26 protein-coding genes and 1 riboswitch are annotated in these 24,480 nt (G+C 72.8%); of the genes, 14 read left to right on the forward strand and 12 right to left on the reverse strand.

The genetic code is table 11. The features are described from left to right. Nucleotides 1-62 precede the first annotated feature (62 nt). A riboswitch (cobalamin riboswitch) is annotated at nucleotides 63-203 on the reverse strand. A 188-nt stretch (nucleotides 204-391) separates the two neighbouring features. From GFH48_RS30465 to GFH48_RS30475, 3 genes are all read right to left on the reverse strand, one after another. Next, complete coding sequence (locus GFH48_RS30465; RefSeq protein ID WP_153291313.1) at nucleotides 392-616, reverse strand: hypothetical protein; 225 nt, start codon at nucleotides 614-616, stop codon at nucleotides 392-394. Between the two features lie 12 nt (nucleotides 617-628). After that, nucleotides 629-1,873 carry an inorganic phosphate transporter gene (locus GFH48_RS30470; RefSeq protein WP_153291314.1) on the reverse strand — a complete coding sequence of 415 codons (1,245 nt, stop codon included), beginning with the start codon at nucleotides 1,871-1,873 and terminating at the stop codon, nucleotides 629-631. Between the two features lie 179 nt (nucleotides 1,874-2,052). After that, nucleotides 2,053-2,760 (reverse strand): lysozyme, encoded by a 708-nt coding sequence (locus tag GFH48_RS30475; protein ID WP_153293188.1) that lies wholly within the window; start codon nucleotides 2,758-2,760, stop codon nucleotides 2,053-2,055. Between the two features lie 256 nt (nucleotides 2,761-3,016). Here GFH48_RS30475 and GFH48_RS30480 point away from each other — a divergent pair, with 256 nt between their 5' ends. From GFH48_RS30480 to GFH48_RS30490, 3 genes are all read left to right on the forward strand, one after another. Further along, a complete protein-coding gene (locus tag GFH48_RS30480) occupies nucleotides 3,017-3,745 on the forward strand; it encodes a class II aldolase/adducin family protein (protein WP_153291315.1) in 729 nt (242 codons plus the stop codon). Between the two features lie 201 nt (nucleotides 3,746-3,946). Beyond that, the gene (locus tag GFH48_RS30485; RefSeq protein WP_153291316.1) at nucleotides 3,947-5,074 is read left to right on the forward strand and encodes an alpha/beta hydrolase family protein; all 1,128 of its coding nucleotides are present in this window, start codon (nucleotides 3,947-3,949) and stop codon (nucleotides 5,072-5,074) included. Between the two features lie 728 nt (nucleotides 5,075-5,802). Continuing rightward, nucleotides 5,803-7,212, forward strand: a complete 1,410-nt coding sequence (locus GFH48_RS30490; protein ID WP_194280721.1) for a hypothetical protein — start codon at nucleotides 5,803-5,805, stop codon at nucleotides 7,210-7,212. Nucleotides 7,213-7,220: 8 nt separating this feature from the next. On the opposite strand, the gene GFH48_RS30495 is transcribed toward GFH48_RS30490, so the two are convergent. Together GFH48_RS30495 and ypfJ are read right to left on the reverse strand one after the other, a co-directional pair. Beyond that, on the reverse strand, nucleotides 7,221-7,634 hold the full coding sequence (locus tag GFH48_RS30495) for a VOC family protein (protein ID WP_153291317.1): 414 nt from the start codon (nucleotides 7,632-7,634) through the stop codon (nucleotides 7,221-7,223). A 94-nt stretch (nucleotides 7,635-7,728) separates the two neighbouring features. Then, nucleotides 7,729-8,619, reverse strand: a complete 891-nt coding sequence (gene ypfJ / locus GFH48_RS30500) for a KPN_02809 family neutral zinc metallopeptidase (RefSeq protein WP_153291318.1) — start codon at nucleotides 8,617-8,619, stop codon at nucleotides 7,729-7,731. A 612-nt stretch (nucleotides 8,620-9,231) separates the two neighbouring features. On the opposite strand from ypfJ, the gene GFH48_RS30505 reads away from it, so the two are divergent. From GFH48_RS30505 to GFH48_RS30520, 4 genes are all read left to right on the forward strand, one after another. After that, on the forward strand, nucleotides 9,232-9,894 hold the full coding sequence (locus tag GFH48_RS30505; protein ID WP_194280722.1) for a PQQ-binding-like beta-propeller repeat protein: 663 nt from the start codon (nucleotides 9,232-9,234) through the stop codon (nucleotides 9,892-9,894). A 91-nt stretch (nucleotides 9,895-9,985) separates the two neighbouring features. Beyond that, on the forward strand, nucleotides 9,986-11,584 hold the full coding sequence (locus tag GFH48_RS30510; protein ID WP_153291319.1) for an ABC-F family ATP-binding cassette domain-containing protein: 1,599 nt from the start codon (nucleotides 9,986-9,988) through the stop codon (nucleotides 11,582-11,584). Between the two features lie 434 nt (nucleotides 11,585-12,018). Beyond that, nucleotides 12,019-12,240 (forward strand): helix-turn-helix domain-containing protein, encoded by a 222-nt coding sequence (locus GFH48_RS30515; RefSeq protein WP_006123601.1) that lies wholly within the window; start codon nucleotides 12,019-12,021, stop codon nucleotides 12,238-12,240. Nucleotides 12,241-12,377: 137 nt separating this feature from the next. Then, nucleotides 12,378-13,181 (forward strand): enoyl-CoA hydratase/isomerase family protein, encoded by an 804-nt coding sequence (locus GFH48_RS30520; RefSeq protein ID WP_153291320.1) that lies wholly within the window; start codon nucleotides 12,378-12,380, stop codon nucleotides 13,179-13,181. 74 nt (nucleotides 13,182-13,255) lie between these two features. Here the strand turns inward: GFH48_RS30520 and GFH48_RS30525 are convergent, their stop codons facing one another. After that, complete coding sequence (locus tag GFH48_RS30525; protein WP_153291321.1) at nucleotides 13,256-14,059, reverse strand: nucleopolyhedrovirus P10 family protein; 804 nt, start codon at nucleotides 14,057-14,059, stop codon at nucleotides 13,256-13,258. An 87-nt stretch (nucleotides 14,060-14,146) separates the two neighbouring features. Between GFH48_RS30525 and GFH48_RS30530 the strand changes: the two genes are divergently transcribed. From GFH48_RS30530 to amaP, 5 genes are read left to right on the forward strand one after another with little or no spacing between them, the layout of a single operon-like run. Further along, entirely contained in the window at nucleotides 14,147-14,623 is a 477-nt protein-coding gene (locus GFH48_RS30530; RefSeq protein WP_153291322.1) for an Asp23/Gls24 family envelope stress response protein, read from the forward strand. A 34-nt stretch (nucleotides 14,624-14,657) separates the two neighbouring features. Then, a complete protein-coding gene (locus GFH48_RS30535) occupies nucleotides 14,658-14,843 on the forward strand; it encodes a hypothetical protein (RefSeq protein WP_153291323.1) in 186 nt (61 codons plus the stop codon). Further along, a complete protein-coding gene (locus GFH48_RS30540) occupies nucleotides 14,840-15,223 on the forward strand; it encodes an Asp23/Gls24 family envelope stress response protein (protein ID WP_381926436.1) in 384 nt (127 codons plus the stop codon). Before GFH48_RS30535 ends, GFH48_RS30540 begins: the two co-directional genes overlap by 4 nt. Further along, entirely contained in the window at nucleotides 15,220-15,942 is a 723-nt protein-coding gene (locus GFH48_RS30545; protein ID WP_407698675.1) for a DUF6286 domain-containing protein, read from the forward strand. Before GFH48_RS30540 ends, GFH48_RS30545 begins: the two co-directional genes overlap by 4 nt. Nucleotides 15,943-15,947: 5 nt before the next feature. Then, on the forward strand, nucleotides 15,948-16,526 hold the full coding sequence (gene amaP, locus GFH48_RS30550; RefSeq protein ID WP_153291325.1) for an alkaline shock response membrane anchor protein AmaP: 579 nt from the start codon (nucleotides 15,948-15,950) through the stop codon (nucleotides 16,524-16,526). 212 nt (nucleotides 16,527-16,738) lie between these two features. On the opposite strand, the gene GFH48_RS30555 is transcribed toward amaP, so the two are convergent. The 6 genes from GFH48_RS30555 to GFH48_RS30580 form a co-directional block, all read right to left on the reverse strand. Continuing rightward, nucleotides 16,739-17,494 carry an SDR family oxidoreductase gene (locus GFH48_RS30555; protein ID WP_153291326.1) on the reverse strand — a complete coding sequence of 252 codons (756 nt, stop codon included), beginning with the start codon at nucleotides 17,492-17,494 and terminating at the stop codon, nucleotides 16,739-16,741. Between the two features lie 23 nt (nucleotides 17,495-17,517). Then, on the reverse strand, nucleotides 17,518-19,332 hold the full coding sequence (locus GFH48_RS30560; protein ID WP_153291327.1) for a glycoside hydrolase family 15 protein: 1,815 nt from the start codon (nucleotides 19,330-19,332) through the stop codon (nucleotides 17,518-17,520). A gap of 157 nt (nucleotides 19,333-19,489) precedes the next feature. Next, nucleotides 19,490-20,281, reverse strand: coding sequence for an SURF1 family cytochrome oxidase biogenesis protein (locus tag GFH48_RS30565; RefSeq protein ID WP_153293191.1), 792 nt, complete (start codon nucleotides 20,279-20,281; stop codon nucleotides 19,490-19,492). A 67-nt stretch (nucleotides 20,282-20,348) separates the two neighbouring features. Then, nucleotides 20,349-20,582 carry a hypothetical protein gene (locus tag GFH48_RS30570; protein ID WP_079665165.1) on the reverse strand — a complete coding sequence of 78 codons (234 nt, stop codon included), beginning with the start codon at nucleotides 20,580-20,582 and terminating at the stop codon, nucleotides 20,349-20,351. A gap of 355 nt (nucleotides 20,583-20,937) precedes the next feature. Continuing rightward, entirely contained in the window at nucleotides 20,938-21,972 is a 1,035-nt protein-coding gene (locus GFH48_RS30575) for a DEDDh family exonuclease (RefSeq protein ID WP_153291328.1), read from the reverse strand. A 109-nt stretch (nucleotides 21,973-22,081) separates the two neighbouring features. Continuing rightward, nucleotides 22,082-22,699, reverse strand: a complete 618-nt coding sequence (locus tag GFH48_RS30580; RefSeq protein ID WP_153291329.1) for a TetR/AcrR family transcriptional regulator — start codon at nucleotides 22,697-22,699, stop codon at nucleotides 22,082-22,084. 99 nt (nucleotides 22,700-22,798) lie between these two features. Here GFH48_RS30580 and GFH48_RS30585 point away from each other — a divergent pair, with 99 nt between their 5' ends. Continuing rightward, nucleotides 22,799-23,596 carry an acetoacetate decarboxylase family protein gene (locus GFH48_RS30585; protein WP_153291330.1) on the forward strand — a complete coding sequence of 266 codons (798 nt, stop codon included), beginning with the start codon at nucleotides 22,799-22,801 and terminating at the stop codon, nucleotides 23,594-23,596. Then, the gene (locus tag GFH48_RS30590) at nucleotides 23,596-24,480 is read left to right on the forward strand and encodes an SDR family NAD(P)-dependent oxidoreductase (protein WP_153291331.1); all 885 of its coding nucleotides are present in this window, start codon (nucleotides 23,596-23,598) and stop codon (nucleotides 24,478-24,480) included. The genes GFH48_RS30585 and GFH48_RS30590 overlap by 1 nt, the downstream gene beginning before the upstream one ends.

Genomic DNA, 24,480 nt, shown 5'->3' on the forward strand with positions numbered 1-24,480 from the left:
AGACCCGCAACGGGCAGCCGCGCATGGCGATATGTCCTCACTCAGGGTGTCCACGCCCTGGTTCGACGAGACCGGCGGTGAGAGTTCCTGGCTCCCGGGGAGTTCCTTCCCCGGTCACAGTGGCGGGACCGCGCCGGATTCACACCGGCTTCCTCTTCTGTCGCCGTACTTGGCTCCGGCAGTCCACCACGGGTTGCAGGACCCGTCAACTTGCCGTTGACCTGCGAGGGGAGAGTGTGCGAAGGCCCACATGACGAGGGGCGGGGGAGGACGTGCGCGTGGGGTGAGGGACGGCATACGCGTGGGGTGCGGGACGGTGATCCGTCCCGCACCCCACGTGAAGTGAAGCCCGATTCAGGCTGTTTGCCGGAGCGCGGTCACCCGCGCGAGGTCACTTGCCGACGATGAGATAGATCCCGTACGCCACCGCCGCCGCGCACGCGGCGAAGCAGACGTACGCGCCGGTGACCGCGAGAGCGGCCGAACCACCCTGGGCGGACGCGGACTCGCGCTTGGTGAGACCGACGATGCCGAGGGTGAAGAGGCCGACGAGGGCCACGGTGACCACGAGGCTGACTCCGAAGACGGAGCCGAGGGCTGCCCAGTCGATGTTCATGCTGTTCTGTCCTTACACCGTGGCCGGGCGGGTGGGCTCCGCGTCCGGGGACGGGATGGTGGTCTTGAGATCGCCGGACCGGTCTCCGGCGACGGGGCCCGCGGGCGGCGGGACGACCGCGGCCATCGCGGTGGTGACGACACCGGCCGGCTCGGCGGCGACGTCGTTGACGTTGTCGACGGTGACCGGCTGACGCCGGGACAGGGTCCAGATGACGCCGGCGCCGGCGACCAGCAGCGCGCCGGTGAGGACGATGCCCCAGGTGCCCTGCTTGGTCAGGAACTCGGCGGCGGCGCCGGCCAGTCCGGCGGCCGGCAGGGTCAGGCCCCAGGCGACGAACATCCGGGTCGCGGTCGACCAGCGGACGACACCGCCCTTGCGGCCGAGACCCGAGCCCATCACGGCGCCCGAGCAGACCTGGGTGGTGGAGAGGGAGAAGCCGATGTGCGAGGAGGCCAGGATGGCCGTCGCGGCGCTGGTCTGGGCGGCGAAGCCCTGCTGCGGCGCGAGGTCGGTCAGCCCCTTGCCCATCGTGCGGATGATGCGCCAGCCGCCCAGGTAGGTGCCGAGCGCGATGGCGGTACCGGCCGAGACGATGACCCAGGTGGGAGGGTTCGAGCCGGGAGCGATCACGCCTCCGGTGACCAGGGCGAGGGTGATGATGCCCATCGTCTTCTGCGCGTCGTTCGTGCCGTGCGCCAGCGAGACCAGACCGGCCGAGGCGATCTGGCCGGCGCGGTAGCCCTTGGCGGTCGCCCTCTGGTCGGCGCGGTTGCTGATCCGGTACGTCAGCCGGGTGGCCAGCATCGCGGCGAATCCGGCCACGACGGGCGCGGCGACCGCGGGGAGCAGGACCTTGGTGACGACGGTCGAGCCGTTCACCGACGACCAGCCGGCCGACATGACCGCGGCGCCGATCAGACCACCGAACAGCGCGTGGGAGGAACTGGAGGGCAGACCCAGGAGCCAGGTCAGCAGATTCCAGAGGATGGCGCCGACGAGCGCCGCGAAGATCACTTCGGTGCGTATGCCCTCTTCGTTGATGAGTCCGCCGGAGATCGTCTTGGCGACCTCCACGGAGAGGAACGCACCGACGAGATTCAGCACGGCGGACATGGCCACCGCCGTCTTGGGCTTCAGAGCGCCGGTCGAGATGGTCGTCGCCATCGCGTTGGCAGTGTCGTGGAAACCGTTCGTGAAATCGAACACGAGAGCGGTGACGATCACGATTCCGAGGAGGAGCGTGATGTGTTCCATTTACCCAGGCTTCTGTTTGACGTCAGTGGCAGTTGGACCGTAGGCAACCTGAGTGAACGGAAGATGAACTGAGGCGGGCTTAGGGGTGTATCGAACCACGGTTCTCCCCTCCGTTTGTGTCGGCGTGAACGCCCGCGGAGTGGCCCGTGGTTCGAACGAAGGCGGAATATCGGGCTCCGTCAGCCCCTCGCGAGTCTCTTCAGCCGGGCCAGGGATCCGTTGAAGAGATTCTGGTCACCCGGCAGGGCCCCGTTGTTGTCGTACTGCCAGAACGTCCACGTCGACCAGCCGCCCGGCACCGCGCCGATGTCCGATGAGTCGTAGCGGGCCAGCCAGAGAGGGTGGTCCGCGGCGAAGGCGCGGCTGTTCCCGGTGCAGGTGGTCCACCAGTGGGCGGTCGTGTAGATCACCGGGCGGCGGCCCGTCTCCCGTTCGAGCTCGTCGCTGAAGTCCTGGATCCAGTGCACGAGCCCGGTTTTGCTCATGCCGTAACACTTGTGCCTGCTGTACGGGTTGTACTCGATGTCGAGCGCGGGCGGCAGCGTCCGGCCGTCGGCCTGCCAGACGCCTCCGTTGCGTACGAAATACGCGGCCTGCCTGGTTCCGGACGATTTGTTAGGAATTGCGTAGTGGTACGCGCCGCGGAGGATGCCCGCGTCGAACGCCCCGTCGTACTGCTGGTCGAAGTAGGGGTTGCGGTAGGTGTGGGACTCGGTGGCCTTCACGTAGACGAACTGGGCGCCGTTCGCCTTCGCGCTCTGCCAGTCGACGTACTTCTGGTGGGAGGAGACGTCGTGGCCCCTGGGCGCGCCGGCCGCACCTGCCGCACCGGCGGACGAGGTCGGCGCGCCGGTGAGCGCGGTTCCGGTGGCGGCGAGCGCCGCCATGACGGCCGCCGCCGCGAGGGCGCGGACGCGGCGACGGAACGGGCTGTGGCCTCGGGCCGTGTTTCCCCCCGGAATGACGTCGTGCACGGTGGATCCCCCAGAGGTCAGTGGAAGATCATTCAATGCACGTCGATCGTCGGTTCATCACTTTAAAATGCTGATCTGTCCGCATATGCACCCTTGCGGGCGTACGTCTTCCGCCCCGAAGTGCCCTCACCGGCATCCGGTTGACGTCCGTCCTGACAGGATCGCGGGCATGGCGGAGCGGCGGCGGGACGGGCGGGACGCGGGGGAGGGCGCACGCGGTGCGCGGACACGGGAGGTGGCGGACGCGTGGGGCGAACTCGTCGCGACGGCCCGCCGGACGGTGGCCGACGGGCTGGTCGTCGGAACCTCGGGCAACGTCTCGGTGCGGGTCGGTGACACGGTCCTGGTCACGCCGACCGGAGTGCCCTACGACCGGCTCACCCCCGACGACGTGGTCGGGGTGGACCTCGACGGCCGGCAGACCCTCGGTTCTCTCCGTCCGACCAGCGAACTGCCGATGCATCTGGCCGTGTACCGCGCCACCGGCACGCTCGCCGTCGTCCACACCCACGCCGCGCACGCGACGGCGGTGTCCACGCTCGTGACGGAGCTTCCCCTGATCCACTACATGGCGGGCGCCCTCGGTGGGCCTGTCCGTGTCGCCCCATATGCGACATACGGGACGCCCGAGTTGGCCGAGAACGTGCTTCGGGCGCTCACGGACCGCACGGCCTGCCTCCTGCGGAACCACGGCACCCTCGCGCACGGCGGTTCCCTGGACCAGGCGTACGACCGCACCGCCCAGGTGGAGTGGATGTCCCGGGTATGGCTCCTGGCGTCGTCCGTACCGGGACTGTCGCCCGCGCTGCTCTCGCGGGAACAGCTGGCGGAGGCGGGGCAGCGGCTGCGGGGGTACGGCCAGCCCGGCCCGGACGCGGACGGCGGGTCCGGGCCGTGACAGGCGCCGACGGGCCGGACGGCTTCACCGCGGCGGCCGGGCGGGACCCCGCCGCCCTTTCCCGGCGGGACCCCCGTCTCCCGGCAAGCGGGATTCCCGTCCCCCGGCCACGGCGAGACCCCCGTCGTCCCGCCCCGGCGAGCAAGCCGTCGGTCCGCGCGTCCACTGGCCGACAACGGGATACGCCGTGAGACTGAATCCGTGCGTACTGCCAAAGCGACGGCCGCGGCCGTCACCGTAGCCCTGGCGGCGAGCGCGGCCTCCGTGGCGGTGGGCCGGTTCGCCAGCGACGCCGCGCTCAAGGCGCCGCCCGGCAGGCCCCTGCCCACCGAGCCGCGGCTGACCGTGCACGCCACGGCCCCGGGCCGGATCACGCTCACCCGTGCCCTGGCCTCCCGGCGCGCGGGAACGTACGGACTCGCCGGCGACGGCTCGCACGCGGTCGTCGGCCCGGTCCTGGAGGACTCGCCCCACACCGCCGACACGGTCGTACGCCGGCTCGAACGCGTCACCCACGGAACCCTGCGGGCGGGAGACCGGGTCTGGCTCACCCCGAACCTGTACGTCGGCAACCCGAGCACCGCGCTCGGCCTCGACCACGCCGACGTGGACGTGCCCGGCGAGCTCGGCCCGCTGCCCGCCTGGTTCGTGCCCGGCGTCCGCGACACCTGGGTCATCACCGTGCACGGCCTGGGCGCCACCCGGGAACTCCCGATGAACGTGATGGAGTTCCTGCACCGCAGCCGGCTCCCCGTCCTCGACCTCGCCTACCGGGGAGACGTCGGCGCGCCCCGTCCCCCGGACGGCCTCGGCCATCTCGGCGAGACCGAGTGGCGCGACCTGGACGCCGCGCTGCGCTACGCGATCCGCTACGGCGCCGCGCAGGTCGTCCTGTACGGCTGGTCCACCGGGGCCACCATGGCCCTGCGCACCGCCGCCCACTCCGCCCTGCGGGACCGGATCGCCGGGCTGATCCTGGACTCGCCCGTCCTCGACTGGGAAGCCACGCTGCGCGCCCTCGCCACCGCCCGCCACACCCCGAGGGCGCTGCTGCCGCTCGCGGTCCGGGCCGCCCAGGGCCGCACCGGAGCGCACGGCGACCGCACCCGGCAGGCCGCCGACCCCGACCTGCTCAGGGTGCCGACGCTGGTGCTGCACGGCCCGGACGACGTCCTCGCGCCCTGGGGCCCCTCGCGCCGCCTCGCCGGCCGCCGTCCGGACCTGGTCACCCTGCACACGGTCGCGGGGGCTCCGCACGGCGCCCTGTGGAACGCCGACCCCACGGAGTACGAAGAGGTCCTGCGCCGCTTCTTGACGCCCCTGATGTAGGGGGCGGCCCGACGGGAGCCCTGTCCGACACGGGAGCCCTGTCCGACACGGGAGCCCGGTCCGACACGGGGGCCGGGCCTGCCCGACACGGCGGCCGGGTCTGCCGCCCCGCGAGCCACCCGGAGCGCGGCACCGCTCCGTACCGCGAGCCGCGCGGTCCCTGTCGTGCGGTGACCGGGAGCGCAGTAGCGTCGCTCTTCTGGTGCCGGACCCGGGAGAGCGGTCCTGTCGTTCTCGCCGTGCGGGGTCGGGGAGGGCCCCATGGCGCCGCCGTCGCCCTTCCCTCCGGTGTCCGGGACGGCCGAGTCGCTCCTTCCGCGCGGTGGCCGGGGCAGCGGGATCGCTCCTTCCGCGCGGTGGCCGGGGCAGCGGGATCGCTCCTCCCGCGCGGTGTCCGGGAATGCCGGGTCGTTTCTCCCTCCCGGTGTCCGGGAAGTCCGCATCGCTCCTCCCGCGCGGCGCCCCGGAGGGCCCTGCCGTTCGCGCCCTGCGGCAACCGGGGTCGCCCTGCCGCACTTCTCGTACGGGGTCGGGGAGCATCGTGCCGTCACTTCCGCGCGGCGCCCCGGCGAAGCCGCCGGCACGCTTCCGGTTCGGATCGGACCAACTCGCGCGGGGCCTCGCTCACACGTGTCGAGCCCCCGCAAATCCCCGTGCATTGGCCACCCCTGTCGCCTGCTGTGACATTCCGTTTGGGTTTTCGGACCGCCAACCGGAAGACTGCACCCGTGACGTCCCGTAACCCGCGCGACTCCAGGCTCCGACTCGTCCGCCCGCGGCCCCTGGCTGCCGCCCCCCGAGCGGTGACCCAGCGCAGCTCGCGCCGACCCGCACCCCGGCCCCCCGAGGGCACCCCGCCGCCGGCGGAACTCGCCCGCATGGCACGCACCGGCCTCGCCGACGCGGCCCGCGTGGCCCGCTGGGCGGACTCCATGCTCGGCCCGGGGCGCGACGGCGCGACCCCCGACGACAAGGGCACCCTCTCCGAAGCAACCGCCGAACGGGCCGCCGGCGAGTTGGGCCTGACCCCGGCTCAGGTCCGCGCGGACTGGGACACCGCACGCCTCGCGGGCCTCATCGAGGTGCACGGCGACATCGCCCGTCCGGGCTGGCGTCTGCGTGCCTGGAACCGCGACGACAGTGCCGTCCTGCGCGGCTGGGTCGCCCTCTTCGACGCCTGGTCGCTCGCCCATCCGGAGCCCGCGGACCGAGAGGCGTCCGCCGTCGCCGAGGTCGTCTCCGCGATGCCCCAGGTGCTCTCCTTCCTCCAGCTCTCCGCCGGGCCCGTCCCCGTGGAGCAGCTCCTCGACCTCCTCGAACAGCGGGTCACGGAGCTGCGCACCGAGCGCTGCGAGATCCCCTACGGTCCCCAGCCGGAGCCCGCCCCGGAGCCCGCCGCGCCCCCGGTCACGGACGCCCCGCTCGCCCCTCTCCTCGACTGGGCCCTGCACGCCCTGGCCGCCGTGGGAGCGCTCACCTGCGCCGACGGACAGGCCACCCTCACCCCGCTCGGCAGCTGGGCGGTCTGGGTCAAACTGGAGCAGATCTGCGTCGCGGCGCAGAGCCCCGCCGGAAACATCGAGCAGCCCGCCGCGGACATGCTCCGCGGCTGCGCCCAGCTGCGCCCGAACGCGGCCCGCGCCGAGTACCGCGCCTGGCTCGCCGCCCGCCCGGTCGGCAGCGCCGTCACCGAACTCCTGGCCGCCGCCCGGGGCGAGGACGCCCTCACCCGCGGACTCGCCTTCGAGGCTCTGCGCGTGGTCGGCGCCCCCGCCGAGCCCGATGTGCGCTCCGTGGCCGAGGAGAGCTGGCTGCGCCCCTACGCGCTGCTCTGGCTCGCCGAGCACGACGGCCACGACCCGGAGGACGCCCACGAGGTCCTCACCCGCCAGGAGTCCACCTGGTTGTGGGTCGACACCGCCGCCGCGGTCGCCGACCACGGCGAGGCGCCGCTTCTCGTGCGGCACCTGGAGTCCGCCGTGCAGCCGACCGTGCCCGCGCTCCTCGACGAGGTGCGCGCCGTCGGGCACCCCCGCACCGTCCAGGTCCTGGTCGCGCTCGCGGCCGCGCACCCGGACCCGGCGCTCGCCAAGGCCGTCCGCCGGGCCGCCTTCCAGGTGCACACCGGAGGGAGCTGAGCGGTGGCCTAGGCGCCGGACTCCGGCGCGTACGTGCCGAAGCTCCAGACGTTGCCCTCGGCGTCGCGGGCCAGATAGTCCCGCGAGCCGTAGTCCTGGTCGGTCGGGGGCATCAGGATCTCCGCGCCATGGTCCACGGCGCGCTGGTGGTGCGCGTCGACGTCGTCCACGACCACGTACACCCCGGTGGGGCCGGCGTCCTTCATCGCGGTGTCGAAGACGCCCCCGCGGCCCTTGGAACCGAGCATCACCGCTCCGGCGCCCTGGACCAGCTCGGCGTGCATCACCGTGCCGTCCTCGCTCTCGTACACCGACAGCTCGGTGAAGCCGAAGGCCTCCGTGAGCTGCCGGATGGCCGCCTTCGCGTCCGCGTACAGCAGTGTCGGGTAGATGCTCGGACGTCCGCCGTCCATGCCCGCCATACGACCACTCCTTCTCGTCCCGCCGCCGGAATGTGACCTGCCCCACAGTCTCGCACCGGCCACTGACAACGCCCCCGCGAGCCGGACCGGTGCGTCAGCGGAAGGTGTTGCACTGCGCCATGTCACCGGTGCGGTAGCCCTGGTAGAACCACTGCTGGCGCTGCGCGGCCGAGCCGTGCGTCCAGGTCTCCGGTGTCACCCGCCCCTGGAACTTCTGCTGGATACGGTCGTCGCCGACGGCCGCCGCCGCGTCGAGCCCGTCGCGGATGTCGGCCGCGGTGAGACTGCTGAGCAGCGGCCTGCCCGTCGCCGGGTCCTTCGTCGTCGTCGCGTGGTGCGCCCACACCCCGGCGTAGCAGTCGGCCTGCAGTTCCACCTTCACCGAGTTGCTGGTCGCGCCCGAGACGCCGTCCTGGGCCCGGCCCAGCGTCCCCATCAGGTCCTGCACGTGGTGCCCGTACTCGTGCGCGACCACGTAGGCCTGCGCGAACGGACCGCCACTGGAGCCGAACTTGGTCCGCAGGTCGTCGAAGAAGCCCAGGTCCACGTAGACCTTGCGGTCGGCGGGGCAGTAGAAGGGCCCGACGGCCGAGGTCGCGGTGCCGCACGCGGTGGCCACCCGGTTGCTGAAGAAGACGGTCGGCGAGCGGGTGTACACCCCGTCGCGCCGGGCGAACTCCTGTGTCCAGAAGTCCTGCACGCTGTTGACCACGGCCACGACGCGGCAGTCCTCCTTGGCGTTCGCGTCCCGCCCCGTCCGGCACGTCTCCTTGATCTGGTCGAGCGAGGAGGAGGTCGCCGCGGGCTGGTCGTTGCCGGAGGAGAGCCCGAGCTGGTCGGGTCCCACGCCGAAGAACAGCCCGAGCAGCAGCGCGATCAGGCCGGCGATGCCGCCACCGACGGTCGCCCGGCCACCGGGGATGCGGCTGCCGCGCACGTCCTGCACCTCGGAGGTGTCCAGGTCGGCGTCGTCGTCGAACTGCATGGGCCCACCATCCTCCGCGTACGGCCGCGCGGGTCGCTCCGTGCCGCCATCCTCGTACGCCCGGGGCGGCCCGGCTCCGGGCGGAGGGCCGAACGGGGGACCTCCGGCGGCCGCTCGCGTGTGTCCCGGCGAGGCCCCGCCGGGACACCCCTACGCTCTGCGCCGGAGCCCGGGCAGGGGCGGAGGAGGGGACAAGGGGTGGGCACTGTGCCGGTAGAGGCGACGCGGTCCGAACGGACCGCGGGTTCTGTGGCGACCGTCGTCGGCGGCGACGGCAGCTCCGGAGGGACCGCCGAGTCGCCACGGATCACTGATTCGCCACGGATCACTGAGTCGTCACGGACCGGCGAGTCGTCACGGACCGGTGGGTCGTCACGGACCGGTGGGTCGGCACGGGTCGGTGAGTCGTCACAGACCGCCGAGTCGGCACGGGCCGGCGAGTCCGCAGGGGTCGCCGAGGCGCTATGGCCGGCCGAGACGCCACGGACCGCCCGTTCCGCTCGGCCCGCCCCGGCGGACGGGAGCGGGAAGGCGCCCGGGCCGCCTCCCTCCGCGGCCCGTCGTCGTAGGGCTCGCGCCCCGCTCCTCGTCGCCGTCGCGCTGCTGCTCACCGTGGTCCACCAGGCACGTCCGGCCCCCTACGGGGACCGGCTCGCGCCGCACGCGCGCGTGGACCACGCGCGGGGCACCCCGCCGCCGTCGCGGCCCCCGCTGCGGACGGCCGGCGGGGCCGTCGAGGCCTACGACGCGGCGACCGGCCGCGCCCGCTGGACGTACGCGCGTGAGGGCCACCGCCCGCTGGCCGTGCTGCCCGCGCGCGGGCACGCGATCGCGCTCTGGGACGACGGGCTGGTCACCGACACCACGCGCCACGACGGGAGCGCCGTCCGCCGGCACCGGGCCCTGCCCGGGACCACCCGGTGGCTCGCGGACCACGGGGCGACCGGCGTGCTGCGGCTCCTGGGCGACGGCATGCTCGCCGTGATCACCCCCGAGCGCGTCGCCGCCTACCGTGTCGCCGACGGCGATCTGCGCTGGATCCTGCCCGCCCGGCCCGGCTGCCGTTTCGTGCCCGCACGTGCCGTTCGTCACGGTGCGGTGCTCCTGATCGCGCGGCCCTGCCCCGCCGAGGACCGCTGGACGGCCGGGCTCGTCGCGGTGGACGACCTGGGCATCGTCGCCCCGCACCGCGCGCCGCTGGGCAACGGACGGCGGGACCAAAGCCGCGGTGCCGGGCACCCGCACCCCGGAAAAGTGGTTGCACCGCCCCGTTAGACTTGGCCCATGGCCATTCTCCTCGCGCATTAGACGGCGGGAACGTCCTCAGCCGCCCACCCCGCCAACGACCCTGCCCAGGAGTCTGTCCGTGATCTCCGCCTCCGGTATCGAGCTGCGCGCCGGCGCCCGCATCCTCATCGAGTCCGCCACCTTCCGCATCACCAAGGGCGACCGCATCGGCCTGGTCGGGCGCAACGGCGCCGGCAAGACGACCCTCACCAAGGTCCTCGCGGGAGAGGGCATGCCGGCCGCGGGCAACGTCGCCCGCTCGGGCGAGGTCGGCTACCTGCCGCAGGACCCGCGCACCGGCGACCTCGACGTACTCGCCCGCGACCGCGTCCTGTCCGCGCGCGGCCTGGACACCCTCCTGCGCAAGATGCGGGAGAACGAACAGCGCATCGCCAACGGCTCGGGAGCCACCCGCGACAAGGCCATGCGGCAGTACGAGCGCCAGGAGACGGAGTTCCTCACCAAGGGCGGGTACTCCGCCGAGGCCGAGGCCGCCACCATCGCCGCCGCGCTCAACCTGCCCGACCGCGTGCTCGGCCAGCCCCTGCACACGCTCTCCGGCGGTCAGCGGCGCCGTATCGAGCTGGCCCGCATCCTCTTCTCGGACGCCGACACGCTCCTGCTCGACGAGCCGACGAACCACCTCGACGCCGACTCGATCGTCTGGCTGCGCGACTACCTGAAGACGTACCGCGGCGGCTTCATCGTGATCTCCCACGACGTCGACCTCGTCGAGACGGTCGTCAACAAGGTCTTCTACCTGGACGCCAACCGCGCCCAGATCGACGTCTACAACATGGGCTGGAAGCTCTACCAGCAGCAGCGCGAGGCCGACGAGAAGCGCCGCAAGCGCGAGCGGCAGAACGCCGAGAAGAAGGCCGCGGCGCTCAACGCCCAGGCCGACAAGATGCGCGCCAAGGCCACCAAGACCGTCGCCGCGCAGAACATGGCCAAGCGCGCCGACCGGCTGCTCGCCGGACTGGACGCCGTCCGTGTCTCCGACAAGGTCGCCAAGCTGCGCTTCCCCGAGCCCGCCCCCTGCGGCAAGACCCCGCTCATGGCGGAGGGACTGTCGAAGTCGTACGGCTCCCTGGAGATCTTCACCGACGTCGACCTGGCCATCGACAAGGGCTCCCGCGTCGTCATCCTCGGCCTGAACGGCGCGGGCAAGACGACCCTCCTGCGGCTGCTCGGCGGCGTCGAGACCCCTGACACCGGCGGGGTCGTCGAGGGACACGGACTCAAGCTCGGCTACTACGCGCAGGAGCACGAGACCCTCGACCCCGAGCGCACGGTGCTGGAGAACATGCGCTCCGCCGCCCCGGACCTCGACCTGGTCGAGGTCCGCAAGACGCTCGGCTCGTTCCTGTTCTCCGGCGACGACGTCGACAAGCCCGCCGGGGTCCTCTCCGGCGGCGAGAAGACCCGTCTCGCGCTCGCGACCCTGGTGGTCTCCTCCGCGAACGTCCTCCTCCTCGACGAGCCGACGAACAACCTCGACCCGGCCAGCCGCGAGGAGATCCTCGGCGCGCTGCGCACGTACAAGGGCGCCGTCGTCCTCGTCACTCACGACGAGGGCGCCGTCGAGGCGCTCCAGCCGGAGCGGATCATCCTGCTGCCGGACGGTGTCGAGGACCTGTGGGGCGCCGACTACGCGGACCTGGTCGCCCTCGCCTGAGCGGCTCGCCCGAGTGCTTGCCCGAGTGCTCGCCCGAGCCCTTGTGCGGCCCGCCGGGACCCGATGGGGTGCCCCGGGGCGGCCGTCAGCACGACGTGATCGAATGGCTGATCCACTGCGTATGGATCATTCGGCCGATCCGTGATCCATCATCTGTGTGAGATCTCCTCGTACCGAGGTGTGTCGTACATCGATTTCGCGGCCGAGTCCCTTGTTCCCAAGGGCTCGGCCGTCGCGCGTCGCTGACCTGGCACTTTGCTGAAGAACCTGTTCGGCCGTACGGACGGACCAGTGCGGAACCCATGATTCCATTCGTGGGGACGGGCTCCTGTCGTCAAAACCTTGTCTCACGGACCTTGCCGAATGGCTGGCCATGAAGCCCTTGAGGGGTGATCATGAGAAGTCCAGAGCGCACTTCCCATGAGGAGGCACGGGTGGCCGAGACTCTGAAGAAGGGCAGCCGGGTAACCGGCGCCGCGCGCGACAAGCTCGCGGCAGACCTGAAGAAGAAGTACGACTCCGGTGCGAGCATCCGAGCGCTGGCCGAAGAGACCGGCCGTTCGTATGGCTTCGTGCACCGGATGCTCAGCGAGTCGGGCGTCACGCTTCGTGGGCGTGGCGGAGCGACGAGGGGCAAGAAGGCCGCCTCGGCCTGAGGCCGGGCGTCCCCATCGGCTTCGGTGGTGACCACCCGGTCGGTCGGGTGATCGACCGGGTGGTTACTGTGCAGTCACTTAGGTGTGTTCCCTCGCGGGTACGCGCCTGATCGGACCGCACCCACCGGAGGCAGCCCATGGCTTCGCTCGACAAGGATCTCGACCCGGTACTCGACAAGGACGGCGTACGGCTCACCGTCGACGACGCGATCGCCACGGTGACGCTGACCAACGCGGCCAAGCGCAACGCCCAGAGTCCCGCTCTGTGGCGGGCGTTGACGGAGGCCGGACGGTCACTGCCGGGCACCGTCCGGGTGGTCGTCCTGCGCGCCGAGGGCAAGTCGTTCTCGGCCGGACTCGACCGGCAGGCGTTCACGCCCGAGGGCTTCGACGGCGAGCCGTCGTTCATCGACCTCGCGCGCGGTACGGATGCCGAACTCGACGCGACCATCGCCGAGTACCAGGAGGCGTTCACCTGGTGGCGGCGCAGCGACGTCGTGTCCATCGCCGCCGTGCAGGGGCACGCTATCGGAGCCGGGTTCCAGCTCGCCCTCGCCTGTGACCTGCGCGTCGTCGCCGACGACGTGCAGTTCGCCATGCGCGAGACCAGCCTCGGGCTCGTGCCCGACCTCACCGGGACGCACCCGCTGGTCGGCCTGGTCGGCTACGCCCGCGCGCTGGAGATCTGCGCGACGGGCCGCGTCGTGGCGGCAGAGGAGGCCGAGCGCACCGGTCTCGCCAACCTCGCGGTCGCGGCCGGCGAGCTCGACGACGCGGTACGGGACCTCGCCGCCGCCCTGCTCGCGGCGCCGCGCGACGCCGTCATCGAGACCAAGGCGCTGCTGCGGGGGGCGCGGGAGCGCACGTACGAGGAGCAGCGCCGCGCCGAGCGCGCCGCCCAGGCCCGGCGCCTGCGGGACCTCGCCGGCGTGGGGGACTGAGACCGTCCTGCGGCGGCGGGGCGGGAGAGGGGTCGCTCGCTCGGTCCCCCGCGTCGCCGGACACCGACGCGCCGTCAACGCACGTCGGTGACCAGTACGGCCACCGACGGGACATCCGGCAGGGCCTCGGCGACGCGGGCCCTGACCGCCCGAGCGACGTCGGCCGCCCGTCCGGCGGCCGAGACCGCGACCTCGACCCGGACGTGACGGCGCGGCAGCGCCGGGTCCGTACCGCGGACCTCGGCGAAGCGGACCGGACGGCCCAGCGCGCCCGCCAGACCGTCCACACCCGGGACGGACAGGACGGCGGCCGTCACACGCGCCACCTCGGCCGAGTCGGCCCCGCCGACCGGACCGGGCCCCGCACCCGCGATCGGCCCGCCCACCGGCGCCCGCCCGCCGGCCGGGCCCGGTTCGGCCGGACCCCGGTCGCCGTGGTCCACGGCGACCGGGGGCGGCGCGTCGGTGTCCAGCAGTCCCGTCACCCGCAGGTCCACCTCCGTGACCATGAGCCCCAGACGCTCCGTCGCCGCCGCGGCCAGGGCCGAACGCAACCGGGCCGCCGCAGCCGGGAGCGGTTCGCCGCCCGGCGCCGACGGGTCCGCCGACGCGGCGAACTCCCCGGTGACGCGGAGCGGACCCGGCGGCAGCGCGCCCGGCGGAGGCGGCACCGCGGGCTCGTACGTCTGTTCAGGGTCCGTGAGGGAGACCCGCAGCGCGCCGAGCCGGACACCGGGGACGCCGGCCGCCGCCCGCCGCAGCACCGCGCCGGCCGCCTCCTCGGTGATCCACGCGCCGTCGCGGCGGTGGCCGAGAGGGAGGAGTCGCCCCAGCCCGAGCCGCTGTCCTACCGCCCGGGTCCATCGCTCCGCCGTCATTCCTCCAGCCTGCCGTATCCCTGGCGCGCAATCGCGTAAGCGCACTTAGTGTGGGCGGAGGAGGACGACCGAAAGGGACGTGCGGCGATGACCGACATGACGGAGCGGAACCGGTCGGAGAGCCCCGAGGGCGAGACGCCCCAGACGCGTAGGACCACCCGGCGCGGCGGCGGCGATCCCGCCACCCGGGGACGGACCACCATCGCGGACGGCGTCGTGGAGAAGATCGCCGGACTCGCCGCCAGGGACGTGCTCGGCGTGCACGCCATGGGCAGTGGCCTGAGCCGCACCTTCGGGGCGGTGCGCGACCGGGTCCCGGGCAGCTCGAAGGCCGTCGCGAGGGGCGTCAAGGCCGAGGTCGGCGAGGTGCAGACCGCCCTGGACCTGGAGATCGTCGTCGAGTACGGGGTGTCGATCGCGGACGTGGCCCGCGCGGTCCGGGAGAACGTGATCACCGCCGTGGAGCGCATGACGGGCCTTGAGGTCGTCGAGGTCAACATCGCCGTGAGTGACGTGAAGCTTCCCGATGAAGAGGACGAGGAGCCGGAGTCGCGTCTCCAGTGACCGGACCCGGCCACCGAACTGCTGAGGAGCGCACATGAGCTTGGCCGTGATCGGCATGATCGCCGGAATGGCGCTGGGCTTCGCCGGGTACTTCGGAGGATTCGGGGCTTTCCTGCTCGTGGCCGCCCTGGGAGCCGTCGGCTTCGTCGTCGGACGGTACGTCGAAGGGGACCTGGACCTCGGGGCCCTCTTCCGTCCGCGTGACGACCGGCGGCGGTGACACCCGTGACCGGCCCGGCGGGCGGCACCGGGCGGCCTTCGACGGTCGTCGTGCCCGCCGAGCGCGGAGCGACCCGGATCGCCGACCGTGTCGTGGCGAAGACCGCAGCACAGGCGGCCCGCGAGGCCCTCGGGCCGCTGCCCCCGGACGCCGCGCCTCCGCACGCGACGGTCGTCGTGCGCCATGACAGCGCCCGTGTCCGTCTCCACCTCGAACTCGCCTATCCCACCGACATCGGGGCCCGCTGCAAAGCGGTGCGTTGTCATGTCGAGGAGCGGGTAAGCGCGTTGACGGGGATGGAAGTGCCGGAGGTGACCGTCCAGGTGGAACGGCTGCACCTGGTACCGGTACCCGGCGTGGCACAGGGGAGGACGCAATGAGCGAGCCCCAGGGCTCCGACAGCACGGCCGGCGCGGCCGGTACGACAGGCACGACAGGCACGACAGGCACGACCCGACGTCTGCCCGTGATGGAGAAGCCGCCCGCGGACGCGCTCGACCGGTCCGCGCCGGCGGACTCCCACGATCTCGCGCGCCCCCTCGGCGAGGAGGACGGCGGCCAGGGACGGTTCTGGTCGCCGCGCCGCGTCCCCGCGGGGATCGTCGCGCTGGTCCTCCTGATCGGCGCGGGCGCCTTCCTGTACGACGTCGCGGCCGTCCGGGCCCACCGGCCCGCGATGCGCTGGCGCGGATCTCTCGCCCGGCAACTGGCCGAACGCCCTCTGGACGACACCTGGGTACTCGTCGGCGCCGGGATCGCCGCGGCCCTCGGGCTCTGGCTGATCGTCCTCGCGGTGACCCCGGGACTGCGCGGGGTGCTGCCGATGCGGCGCACCCACCACGACGTACGGGCCGGGCTGCACCGGGACGCCGCCGCGACGGCACTGCGCGACCGGGCCATGGAGGTCTCCGGGGTGCAGTCGGCCAGGGTGCGTACGGGCCGGCGCACCGTGGACGTCCACGCGGTCTCGCACTTCCGCGAACTCGACGACGTACGTGCCGACCTGGACGCCACACTCGCCGACGGCATCAGGGGGCTCGGGCTCTCCCGGCCCCCCGGGCTGTCGGTGCATGTGAAGCGTCCCGGACGGAAGGGGTGAGTACGGTGCTCAGGATCGTCAACCGGGTGCTGCTGGGAGTCGTCGGGCTCGCCCTGGTCGTTCTCGGCGGCTCCGTGCTCGCCGTCGGACTGGGTGTGCGGCCGCCCTCCTGGTGGATCCACGACGGGCGGCACGACGTGCTGCTGAGCGACGCCGCGCGGACCCGCTGGCGGGACCAGGGCTGGTGGTGGCCGGCCGTCATCGGCGCGCTCGCGGTGCTCGTCCTGCTCGCGCTGTGGTGGCTGGCGGCCGTGCTGCGCCGGCGCCGGCTGACGGAGGTGCTCGTCGACGTCGGCGACGGTGAGGGCGCGCTGCTGCGCGGCCGGGCCCTGGAGGGCGTACTGGCGGAGGACGCCGGGCGTCTGGACGGCGTCGCGCACGCCCAGGCGCAGCTGACCGGGAAGCGGGGCGCTCCGGGCGCACGGGTGCGGCTTCTGCTGGAACCCCATGTGGACCCCGGACACACGCTGCACCTGCTCACGACGGAAGCGCTCGCGCACGCCCGCGACTCGGCGGGCCTGGCCGCGCTCCCCGCGGAGGTACGGCTCCGCGCGGTCAAGCACCGTGCGGAACGCGTGAGTTGAGCCGGACGGTGGGGGCCGGGCCCCACCGGATGACAGCGCGGGCCGAGGGCCCGCCGACCGCCAGGAGCCGCCGGTGTCCGTGGTACCGACACCCGGACCGGCGAGGCCCGGTGCGGGTGGAACTCCCCGCTTCGGCCTGGACGGCCTCGTCCTCGAACGCCGGACGGGCTGAAGATTTCAGCCCGTCCGGCGTTCGATTCCGACGGCTGGCGCTAGAACCCGTGCCGCATGCCGCCGTCCACCGCCAGCATGATGCCCGTCAGGTAGGACGCCGCGGGGGAGAGCAGGAAGGCCGCCGTGCGGCCGAACTCCTCCGGGGTGCCGTACCGGCGCAGCGGGATGCGGGCCTCGTTGGCCGCCCGGGTGGCCTCCGGGTCGGCGGAGAGACCGTCGAGCTCGCGGACGCGGTCCGTGTCGATGCGGGACGGGAGCAGACCGACCACGCGGACGCCCCGCGGGCCCAGCTCGTCGGCGAGGGACTTGGCGAAGCCGGCGAGCCCCGGACGCAGACCGTTGGAGATGGTCAGTCCGGGGATCGGCTCGTGCACCGAGGCCGACAGGACGAAGCCCACGACGCCGCCGTCACCCAGCTCCGCGGCGGCCGCGCGGGCCAGCCGGACCGCGCCCAGGAACACGGACTCGTACGCGGCCGTCCACTGCTCGTCCGTGGTGTCCGCGGCGAACCCGGGCGGCGGGCCGCCGACGCTGACGAGGATGCCGTCGAATCCGCCGAAGTGCTCGCGGGCCGCCGCGATCAGCCGGGCGGGGGTCCGCGGGTCGGCGTTGTCGGCCGCCACCCCGACCGCGTTCGGGCCGAGCACGGAAGCGGCGTCGGCGGCGCTCTTCTCGTCGCGTCCCGAGACGATCACCTTCGCGCCGTCGGCGGTGAGTTCGCGCGCGGCGGCGTTGCCCAGACCACGGGTGGCTCCCGTGACGACGTACACACGGTCCTTCAGTCCAAGATCCATGGCACCCATCCTCCCCCATCCCGTCATTCCGCCTGTCCGGCCCCTCCCGTCGTCTTTGTGCTCTCGCCCCCGAACAGGTTGAACGCGGTACCCACCAGGCCGAGGTGGCTGAAGGCCTGCGGGAAGTTGCCGAGCTGGCGGCGCCCCACGGGGTCGTACTCCTCGGCGAGCAGCCCCACGTCGTTGGCGAGCCCGATCAGCCGCTCGAACAGCTCGCGGGCCTCGCGCGTACGGCCCGTCATCTCCAGTGCGTCGGCGAGCCAGAACGAACAGACGAGGAAGGCGCCCTCGCCGCCCGGCAGGCCGTCGACGTCCGTGCCCTCCTCGCTGTAGCGGCGCAGCAGGAAGCCGTCGCGTTCGAGTTCCGCGCGGACCGCGTCGATGGTGCCGACGACCCTCGGATCGTCCGGCGGCAGGAAACCGGCGCGCGGGATGAGCAGCAGCGACGCGTCCAGCTCGCGTGAACCGTACGACTGCGTGAAGGTGTTCCGCTCGGCGTCGAACCCGCGCTCGCACACCTCCTTGTGCACCTCGTCGCGCATCTCGCGCCAGCCGTCCAGGTCGCCGGTGAGCCCCGGGTCCGCCTCCAGGGTGCGTACGGCGCGGTCGGCGGCTACCCAGGCCATCACCTTCGAGTACACGAAGTGCCGGCGGGGGCCGCGCACCTCCCAGATCCCCTCGTCGGGCTGCCGCCAGGCGGTCCGCAGGAAGTCCATCAGCGCGCACTGCAGCCGCCACATGTGCGGTTTGGACGGCAGGCCCGAACGCCGGGCCAGTTCGAGCGAGTCGATGACCTCGCCGTACACGTCCAGTTGCAGCTGCTTCACCGCCTCGTTGCCGATCCGGACCGGGTACGAACCGGCGAAGCCGCGCAGCCACGGCAGCTCGAACTCGGGCAGCCGGCGTTCGCCGGAGAGCCCGTACATGATCTGCAGGTCGGCCGGGTCGCCCGCGACCGCGCGCAGCAGCCAGTCGCGCCAGGCCTCGGCCTCCTCGTGGTACCCGGCCGCGAGCAGCGCGCCGAGGGTGAGCGTGGAGTCGCGCAGCCAGCAGTAGCGGTAGTCCCAGTTGCGGACGCCGCCCAGTTCCTCCGGGAGGGAGGTGGTGGGGGCCGCCACGATGCCGCCCGTCGGCGCGTAGGTGAGGGCCTTGAGGGTGATCAGGGAGCGGACCACGACGTCCCGGTACGGGCCGTCGTAGCGGCAGCGCGCGGCCCACGCCTGCCAGTCGGCGACGCTGCACCGCAGCGCCTCGAACGGGTCGATGAGCGGCGGGCGCGACCAGTGCGAGGGATGCCAGGTCAGTACGAAGGCGACCTTCTCGCCCGCCTCCACGGTGAACTCCGAGAGCGTACGGAAGTCCTTGCCCCAGGTCCGTACCTCGGGTTCGCTGCGCAGCCACACCGAGTCCGGGCCCGCGACCGCCACCCGGTGGCCGTCCGACTTGCGCATCCACGGTACGACGGAGCCGTAGTCGAAGCGCAGCCGCAGGGTGCTCTGCACCGTGACGCGGCCGCTGAGGCCCTCCACGATGCGGATGAGGTCGGGCGCCTTGTCGCGCTGTGGCATGAAGTCGGTCACCCGGACCGCGCCGTCCTCCGTCTCCCATTCCGAGTCGAGCACCAGGGAGTCCGGCCGGTACGCGCGCCGGGTACAGGGGCCCGCCCCCTTGGGTGCGATCCGCCAGTGGCCGTTGTTCTCGTCGCCGAGCATCGCGGCGAAACAGGCGGCCGAGTCGAACCGTGGCACGCATAGCCAGTCGATCGACCCGTCCCGGCCCACCAGTGCGGCCGTCTGTTCGTCCCCGATGAGCGCGTAGTCCTCGATACGTGGGTGCACGTGGGGCGGGTTCCCGCCATGGGCCGGGGCCAATCGGGTCGGGGGCCGACCGGGTGACGCGCAGGACGTCGCGCCGCGGACCGCCGGCGGCGCGGGGCGGGGAGAAACACTCGCGGGGACGGCCGGCCGGGACGGTTCGGGGCCGTTCCCGCGTGGCCTACACGGCGGCCGGGGCCGGTTCCGGGGCCGTCTCGGCGGTGGCGGCCGTCGCGCGGTCACGGCGCTCGCGGCGGACCAGGACCACCCAGCCCACCGGGACGCCCGCGGAGAAGAGCCACCACTGGATCGCGTACGCCATGTGCGGGCCGATGTCGTTGTGCTCGGGGTCAGGGAGCAGTTCGGGCGAGTCCCCCTTGGAGGCGGGTGCGGTCTGCTCGATGTATCCGCCCAGGACCCGCTTGCCGAGGCTCTTCGCCTGCTGCCCGCTGCTGATCAGCATGACCTGACGGTCGGGCAGCCCCGCGACGTTCTTGATTCCGCTGGCGCCGCTCGTCTCGTCCGGCATCAGCCGTCCGGTGACGGTGACCTCGCCCTTCGCGGGCGCCGGGATTTTCGGGAACGCGGTCTGCGCGCCGTTCGCCGGGATCCAGCCGCGGTTGACCATCAGTACCCGGCCGTCGTCCAGGTCGAAGGGGGTCAGGACGTGGAAGCCGACCTCGCCGTCGGCGTTGGTACGGCGCCGTACGACGACCTCGTGCGCGGTGTCGTAGGTCCCCTCGGCGGTCACCCGGCGGTACAGGTCGTCGTGCGCGACTACCTTCCCCGGCGCGGTGAGCGACTCGGCCGGCACGGGCTTCGCGGACAGCGAGGCGGAGATCACCGCGTTCAGCGCGACCTTGTGCTCGTGCCGGTGCAGCTGCCAGAAGCCCAGCTTGATCATCGTCGGGATGAGGGCGAGGGCCACGAGGGTGAGAATCACCCACTGCCGGGACAACAGGAAGCGGTACACCCCATTGACGTTACTCGGCATGATTCGGCCCTCGACGGGAGGGTCCCGCCGAGGGCCGCGCCCCGTGTCACACCTTGTCGACGATCCCCACCCTCCCCTCCGCGCGGGCGCAGTGGGCTCCGCAGAACCAGTGGCCCTCGACCTCGACGCCCTGGCCGATGATCTGGACACGACAGTGCTCGCAGATCGGGGCCATCCGGTGGATCGCGCAGGAGAAGCAGTCGAAGACGTGCACCGCGCCCTGCGCGTGCACCTCGAACGTCATGCCGTAGTCATTGCCGCATACTTCGCATCTCGCCATGCGCCACAGGGTGCGGGGCCGACGCGGCACCGGCGAGCGGGCGCGGGGCGAGTCGCGCGCCAATCACCCGTACGTCGGTCTGTCGCGCATACGTCCGTCGGTCACCGGTCCGCCGCGGCGCGCGGCGGCAGCCGACGGGTCCGGACGAGTGCGGCAGCCGGTACGTCGATCGGTCACTCGTACGCCGGTCGGTCACGGGCGCTTCGCGAGCTGCTCGTACGCCGGTCGGTCACCGGTGGCTCCGCGAGCTGCTTGCGCGCCGGTGGGTGACCGGCGGCTTCGTGAGCCACTCGTCCGTGCGCCCGGCATCGCCGCGTGCGCCGGTCACCGGTGGGTGCGCCGGCGGTGCGCGGTGTCACTTCCCCGGTGCCGGTTCCACGTCCCGCAGCAGCTGTCCGAACGCGGCCTCGTCGATCACCGGCGTGCCGAACTGTCTGGCCTTGACCACCTTGGACGTGCTGGAGTCCGGATCGTTCGTGACGAGCAGGCTGGTCAGCCGGGACAGGCTCGTCGCCACGTGCAGGCCGGCCTCTACGGCGCGGTCCTCCAGCAGCTCGCGGTCGACCGACGTGTCCCCGGAGAACGCCACCCGCATGCCCTGCTTGAGCGGTTCACCCGTTTCGTAACGCCCTGGGTTGGGATAGGGGCATGCGGGACGTTTGCGTGAGGGGCGCCAACTCCCCGACGGATAGCCGCCCCCGCCGCCGCCCCCGTACCCGCCCCCGGAGGACCCGCTGCCGTACCCGCCGGACTGCCGCCCGATGCGGGGCCCCGCGGGGCTCTCCGACCACTCCTTGAGCGGCCGGCACTCCAGCAACGGCAGCCGGATCCCCTCGCGGGCGGCCGCCCGCAGGCTCGGCCGGAACGCCTCCGCCAGCACCCGCGCGTCGTCCAGCGCGTGGTGCGCGCGCTGCTGCACGACACCGAAGTGCGCGGCCAGCGACTCCAGCTTGTGGTTGGGCAGCGGAAGGCGCAGCTCCTTGGAGAGCGCGATGGTGCACAGCCGCTGACGCACCGGCGCCTCACGCTCGGCGCGCGCGTACTCCCGCGCGATCATCGACCAGTCGAAGACGGCGTTGTGCGCGACGAGGACGCGGCCGGCGAGCCGGTCGGCGAACTCCTCGGCGATGTCCGGGAAGAGCGGGGCGCCTTCGAGCACGTCGCTCGTCAGACCGTGGATCCACACCGGGCCCGGGTCCCGCTCCGGGTTGACCGTCGTGTACCAGTGGTCCTCGACCTCGCCGCGCGCGTCCAGCCGGTAGACGGCGGCCGAGATTATCCGGTCGTCCCGGGCCAGGCCGGTGGTCTCCACGTCGACGACCGCGTACCCCTGCGGATACGCGGCCGGCCAGGGGGCTGGGGACGCTGCGGTCGTCAGGTCTTCGAGCATGGTCACTGAGGATACGGGCCACGACCGACAGCCCCGCCCCCGGACTCCGCGCACCCGGCAGGGGCCGCCCGCCCCCGGACTTCGCGCGCCCACCGGGGCCGCCCGCCCCCTACGGCGTCAACAACCCGGTCACCAGCGCCTTGACGGACGCCGTGAACAGCCGCTCGGTGTCGACCGGTCCCGCCAGCGCCCGCGCGAGCGCCGGGTCGCGCTCGGCGGTGCGCGCCCCCCACAGCTCCTCCTCGCCGGGACGCTGCGCCGGAGCACGCTCGCGGTTGCGTTCGACCAGGACGTGCCCGACGACCTGGAACTGCACGGCCCGTACGACCTGGGCGGCGCGCGCGCCCCGCAGCCCCGCGGCGTGCACCTCGCGCACCAGCGCCTGCTGCGCGGGCAGGAACATCCGCTCCGTCAGCCCGCGTTCGTGCACCATCGCGATGAGGTGCGGGTGCTCGCGCAGTTGCCGGCGCAGGACGCGGGCCACCGACACGACGCGCGCCGCCGGGGTGCGTCCGGTGGGCCGGATCTCGCCGAGGTCGGCGACGGTCCGCTCGACCAGTGCGTCGAGCAGGGACTCGCGGTTGCCGACGTGCCAGTAGATCGAGGTGACCGCCGTGCCCAGTTCGGCCGCGAGCCTGCGCATCGTCAGGGCGTTTGGACCGTGTCGCCTCACCAGGGTCCCGGCGGCGTCGAGGACCGTCTCGCGGCTGACTGCCGGTCTCGTCATGAAGCCCCCAAGTCCGTTTGGTGCGCGTGTATTTACCCTGCGCGAGGTCTGCTGTAACTGTGTTACAGCTGACGGCCCATCAGGGAAGGGCGGTACGACATGGCACGAGTGAGGTACGGCGCGCGGAGCGAGGCGGAGATCGCCGCCGCGCGGGCCGCGGGCGCCAGGCTCCCCGACATCTGGTCCACCGGTGTGGTGGCCGTCTGGGAGAGTGATCCGGACGCGGTCGCGGCGGTCCTGCCGCCCCCGCTCAAACCCACCACGCGGCCTTTGGTGCGGGTGAACATCAGCAAGGTCGACCTGCCCGGATACCCTTTAGGCGCAGGCTCGTTCGCCGTCGCCGCGGCGCACGACGGGGTCGAGGGCTGGTATCCGCTCGTGATGCCCATGACCCACGAACGCGCCCTGATCGGCGGCCGCGAGGTCTACGGCGAACCCAAGAAACTCGGCGAGGTGACCGTCGAGCGGGACGGACTCGTGGTGCGCGCGGTGCTCGCCCGGCACGGCATCGCGTTCGTCGAGGTGCGGGGCGCGGTGAGCGGGGACCTGCCGCTGCCCGAGCCCGCCACGAAGACCGACTTCTACTTCAAGTTCCTTCCCGGGGTCGACGGTTCGGGTTTCGACGCGGGTCCCGTCCTCGTGCACTGCCTGCGCGACGAGAGGGTGCGCAGGCTGGAGCGCGTCACCGGCGACGTCGTCCTGCGCGAGTCGATGTACGACCCGGTCGCCGACCTCCCCGTCCGTGAACTCGTCGGGATCACCCTCGGCGAGAAGACCACCGGCCAGCGGGGCCGGGTCGTCGAGCACGTCGACGCGCGGGCCCTGCTGCCCTACGTCCACCAGCGTTACGACGATCCGCGGCAGATCCTCGACGGTCCGCCCGAGGGGAGCGTCTGATGCGGCTCGCGGCGGGACAGGTCGCCGTCGTCACCGGCGCGGCGAGCGGCATCGGACTGGCCATGGCGCGCCGGTTCGCGGCCGAGGGTCTGAAGGTGGTCCTCGCGGACGTCGAGGAGGGCGCGCTGGAGAAGGCGGCGGGCGGGCTGCGTCAGGACGGGGCCGAGGTGCACGCGCGCGTGGTCGACGTCGGGGAGCGCGCGGACGTCGTCGCGCTCGCCGAGGACGTCTACGGGAGGTACGGCGCCGTCCACGTCCTGTGCAACAACGCCGGGGTCGGCTCCGGCGCCGAGGGCCGCATGTGGGAGCACGACCCGAACGACTGGAAGTGGGCCTTCGCCGTCAACGTCTGGGGCGTCTTCCACGGCATCCAGGCGTTCGTGCCGAGGATGATCGCCGGGGGAGAACCGGGTCACGTCGTCAACACCTCGTCCGGCGACGGCGGGATCGCCCCGCTGCCCACGGCGTCCGTCTACGCCGTCACCAAGGCCGCCGTCGTGACCATGACCGAGTCCCTCTACGCGCACCTGAGGGCGGAACACGCGCGGGTGGGAGCGTCCGTGCTCTTCCCCGGGCCGCACATGCTCCGCACCGGGCTGTGGGAGTCGCACCGCAACCGGCCGTCGCGGTACGCGAAACAGCGGCCGCGCAGGACCCCGTACCGCAGCCTCGACCAGTGGGAGACCGCGATGCGGGAGGCCGGACGGGAGGTGCGGTTCACGCCGGTCGAGGAGGTCGCCGACCTGGTGGCGGACGGCATCGCGGCGGACCGTTTCTGGCTGCTGCCGCAGAGCGAGCACAGCGACCGGCAGATCCGCGCGCGCTCGCAGTCGATGCTCGACCGCGCGGACCCGTCGTACCTCGAACACTTCATCCTGGACTGA

The sequence above is a fragment of the Streptomyces fagopyri genome (assembly GCF_009498275.1).
Taxonomy (GTDB): domain Bacteria; phylum Actinomycetota; class Actinomycetes; order Streptomycetales; family Streptomycetaceae; genus Streptomyces; species Streptomyces fagopyri.

Coding starts and splice junctions, on each gene's coding strand:
- GFH48_RS30480 (WP_153291315.1), top strand. CDS start 3,017: ATGGCGGAGCGGCGGCGGGACGGGCGGGACGCGGGGGAGGGCGCACGC.
- GFH48_RS30530 (WP_153291322.1), top strand. CDS start 14,147: ATGACCGACATGACGGAGCGGAACCGGTCGGAGAGCCCCGAGGGCGAG.
- GFH48_RS30470 (WP_153291314.1), bottom strand. CDS start 1,873: ATGGAACACATCACGCTCCTCCTCGGAATCGTGATCGTCACCGCTCTC.
- ypfJ (WP_153291318.1), bottom strand. CDS start 8,619: ATGCAGTTCGACGACGACGCCGACCTGGACACCTCCGAGGTGCAGGAC.
- GFH48_RS30555 (WP_153291326.1), bottom strand. CDS start 17,494: ATGGATCTTGGACTGAAGGACCGTGTGTACGTCGTCACGGGAGCCACC.
- GFH48_RS30495 (WP_153291317.1), bottom strand. CDS start 7,634: ATGGCGGGCATGGACGGCGGACGTCCGAGCATCTACCCGACACTGCTG.
- GFH48_RS30580 (WP_153291329.1), bottom strand. CDS start 22,699: ATGACGAGACCGGCAGTCAGCCGCGAGACGGTCCTCGACGCCGCCGGG.
- GFH48_RS30575 (WP_153291328.1), bottom strand. CDS start 21,972: ATGCTCGAAGACCTGACGACCGCAGCGTCCCCAGCCCCCTGGCCGGCC.
- GFH48_RS30545 (WP_407698675.1), top strand. CDS start 15,220: ATGAGCGAGCCCCAGGGCTCCGACAGCACGGCCGGCGCGGCCGGTACG.
- GFH48_RS30535 (WP_153291323.1), top strand. CDS start 14,658: ATGAGCTTGGCCGTGATCGGCATGATCGCCGGAATGGCGCTGGGCTTC.
- GFH48_RS30525 (WP_153291321.1), bottom strand. CDS start 14,059: ATGACGGCGGAGCGATGGACCCGGGCGGTAGGACAGCGGCTCGGGCTG.
- GFH48_RS30465 (WP_153291313.1), bottom strand. CDS start 616: ATGAACATCGACTGGGCAGCCCTCGGCTCCGTCTTCGGAGTCAGCCTC.
- GFH48_RS30475 (WP_153293188.1), bottom strand. CDS start 2,760: ATGGCGGCGCTCGCCGCCACCGGAACCGCGCTCACCGGCGCGCCGACC.
- GFH48_RS30590 (WP_153291331.1), top strand. CDS start 23,596: ATGCGGCTCGCGGCGGGACAGGTCGCCGTCGTCACCGGCGCGGCGAGC.
- GFH48_RS30520 (WP_153291320.1), top strand. CDS start 12,378: ATGGCTTCGCTCGACAAGGATCTCGACCCGGTACTCGACAAGGACGGC.
- GFH48_RS30570 (WP_079665165.1), bottom strand. CDS start 20,582: ATGGCGAGATGCGAAGTATGCGGCAATGACTACGGCATGACGTTCGAG.
- GFH48_RS30585 (WP_153291330.1), top strand. CDS start 22,799: ATGGCACGAGTGAGGTACGGCGCGCGGAGCGAGGCGGAGATCGCCGCC.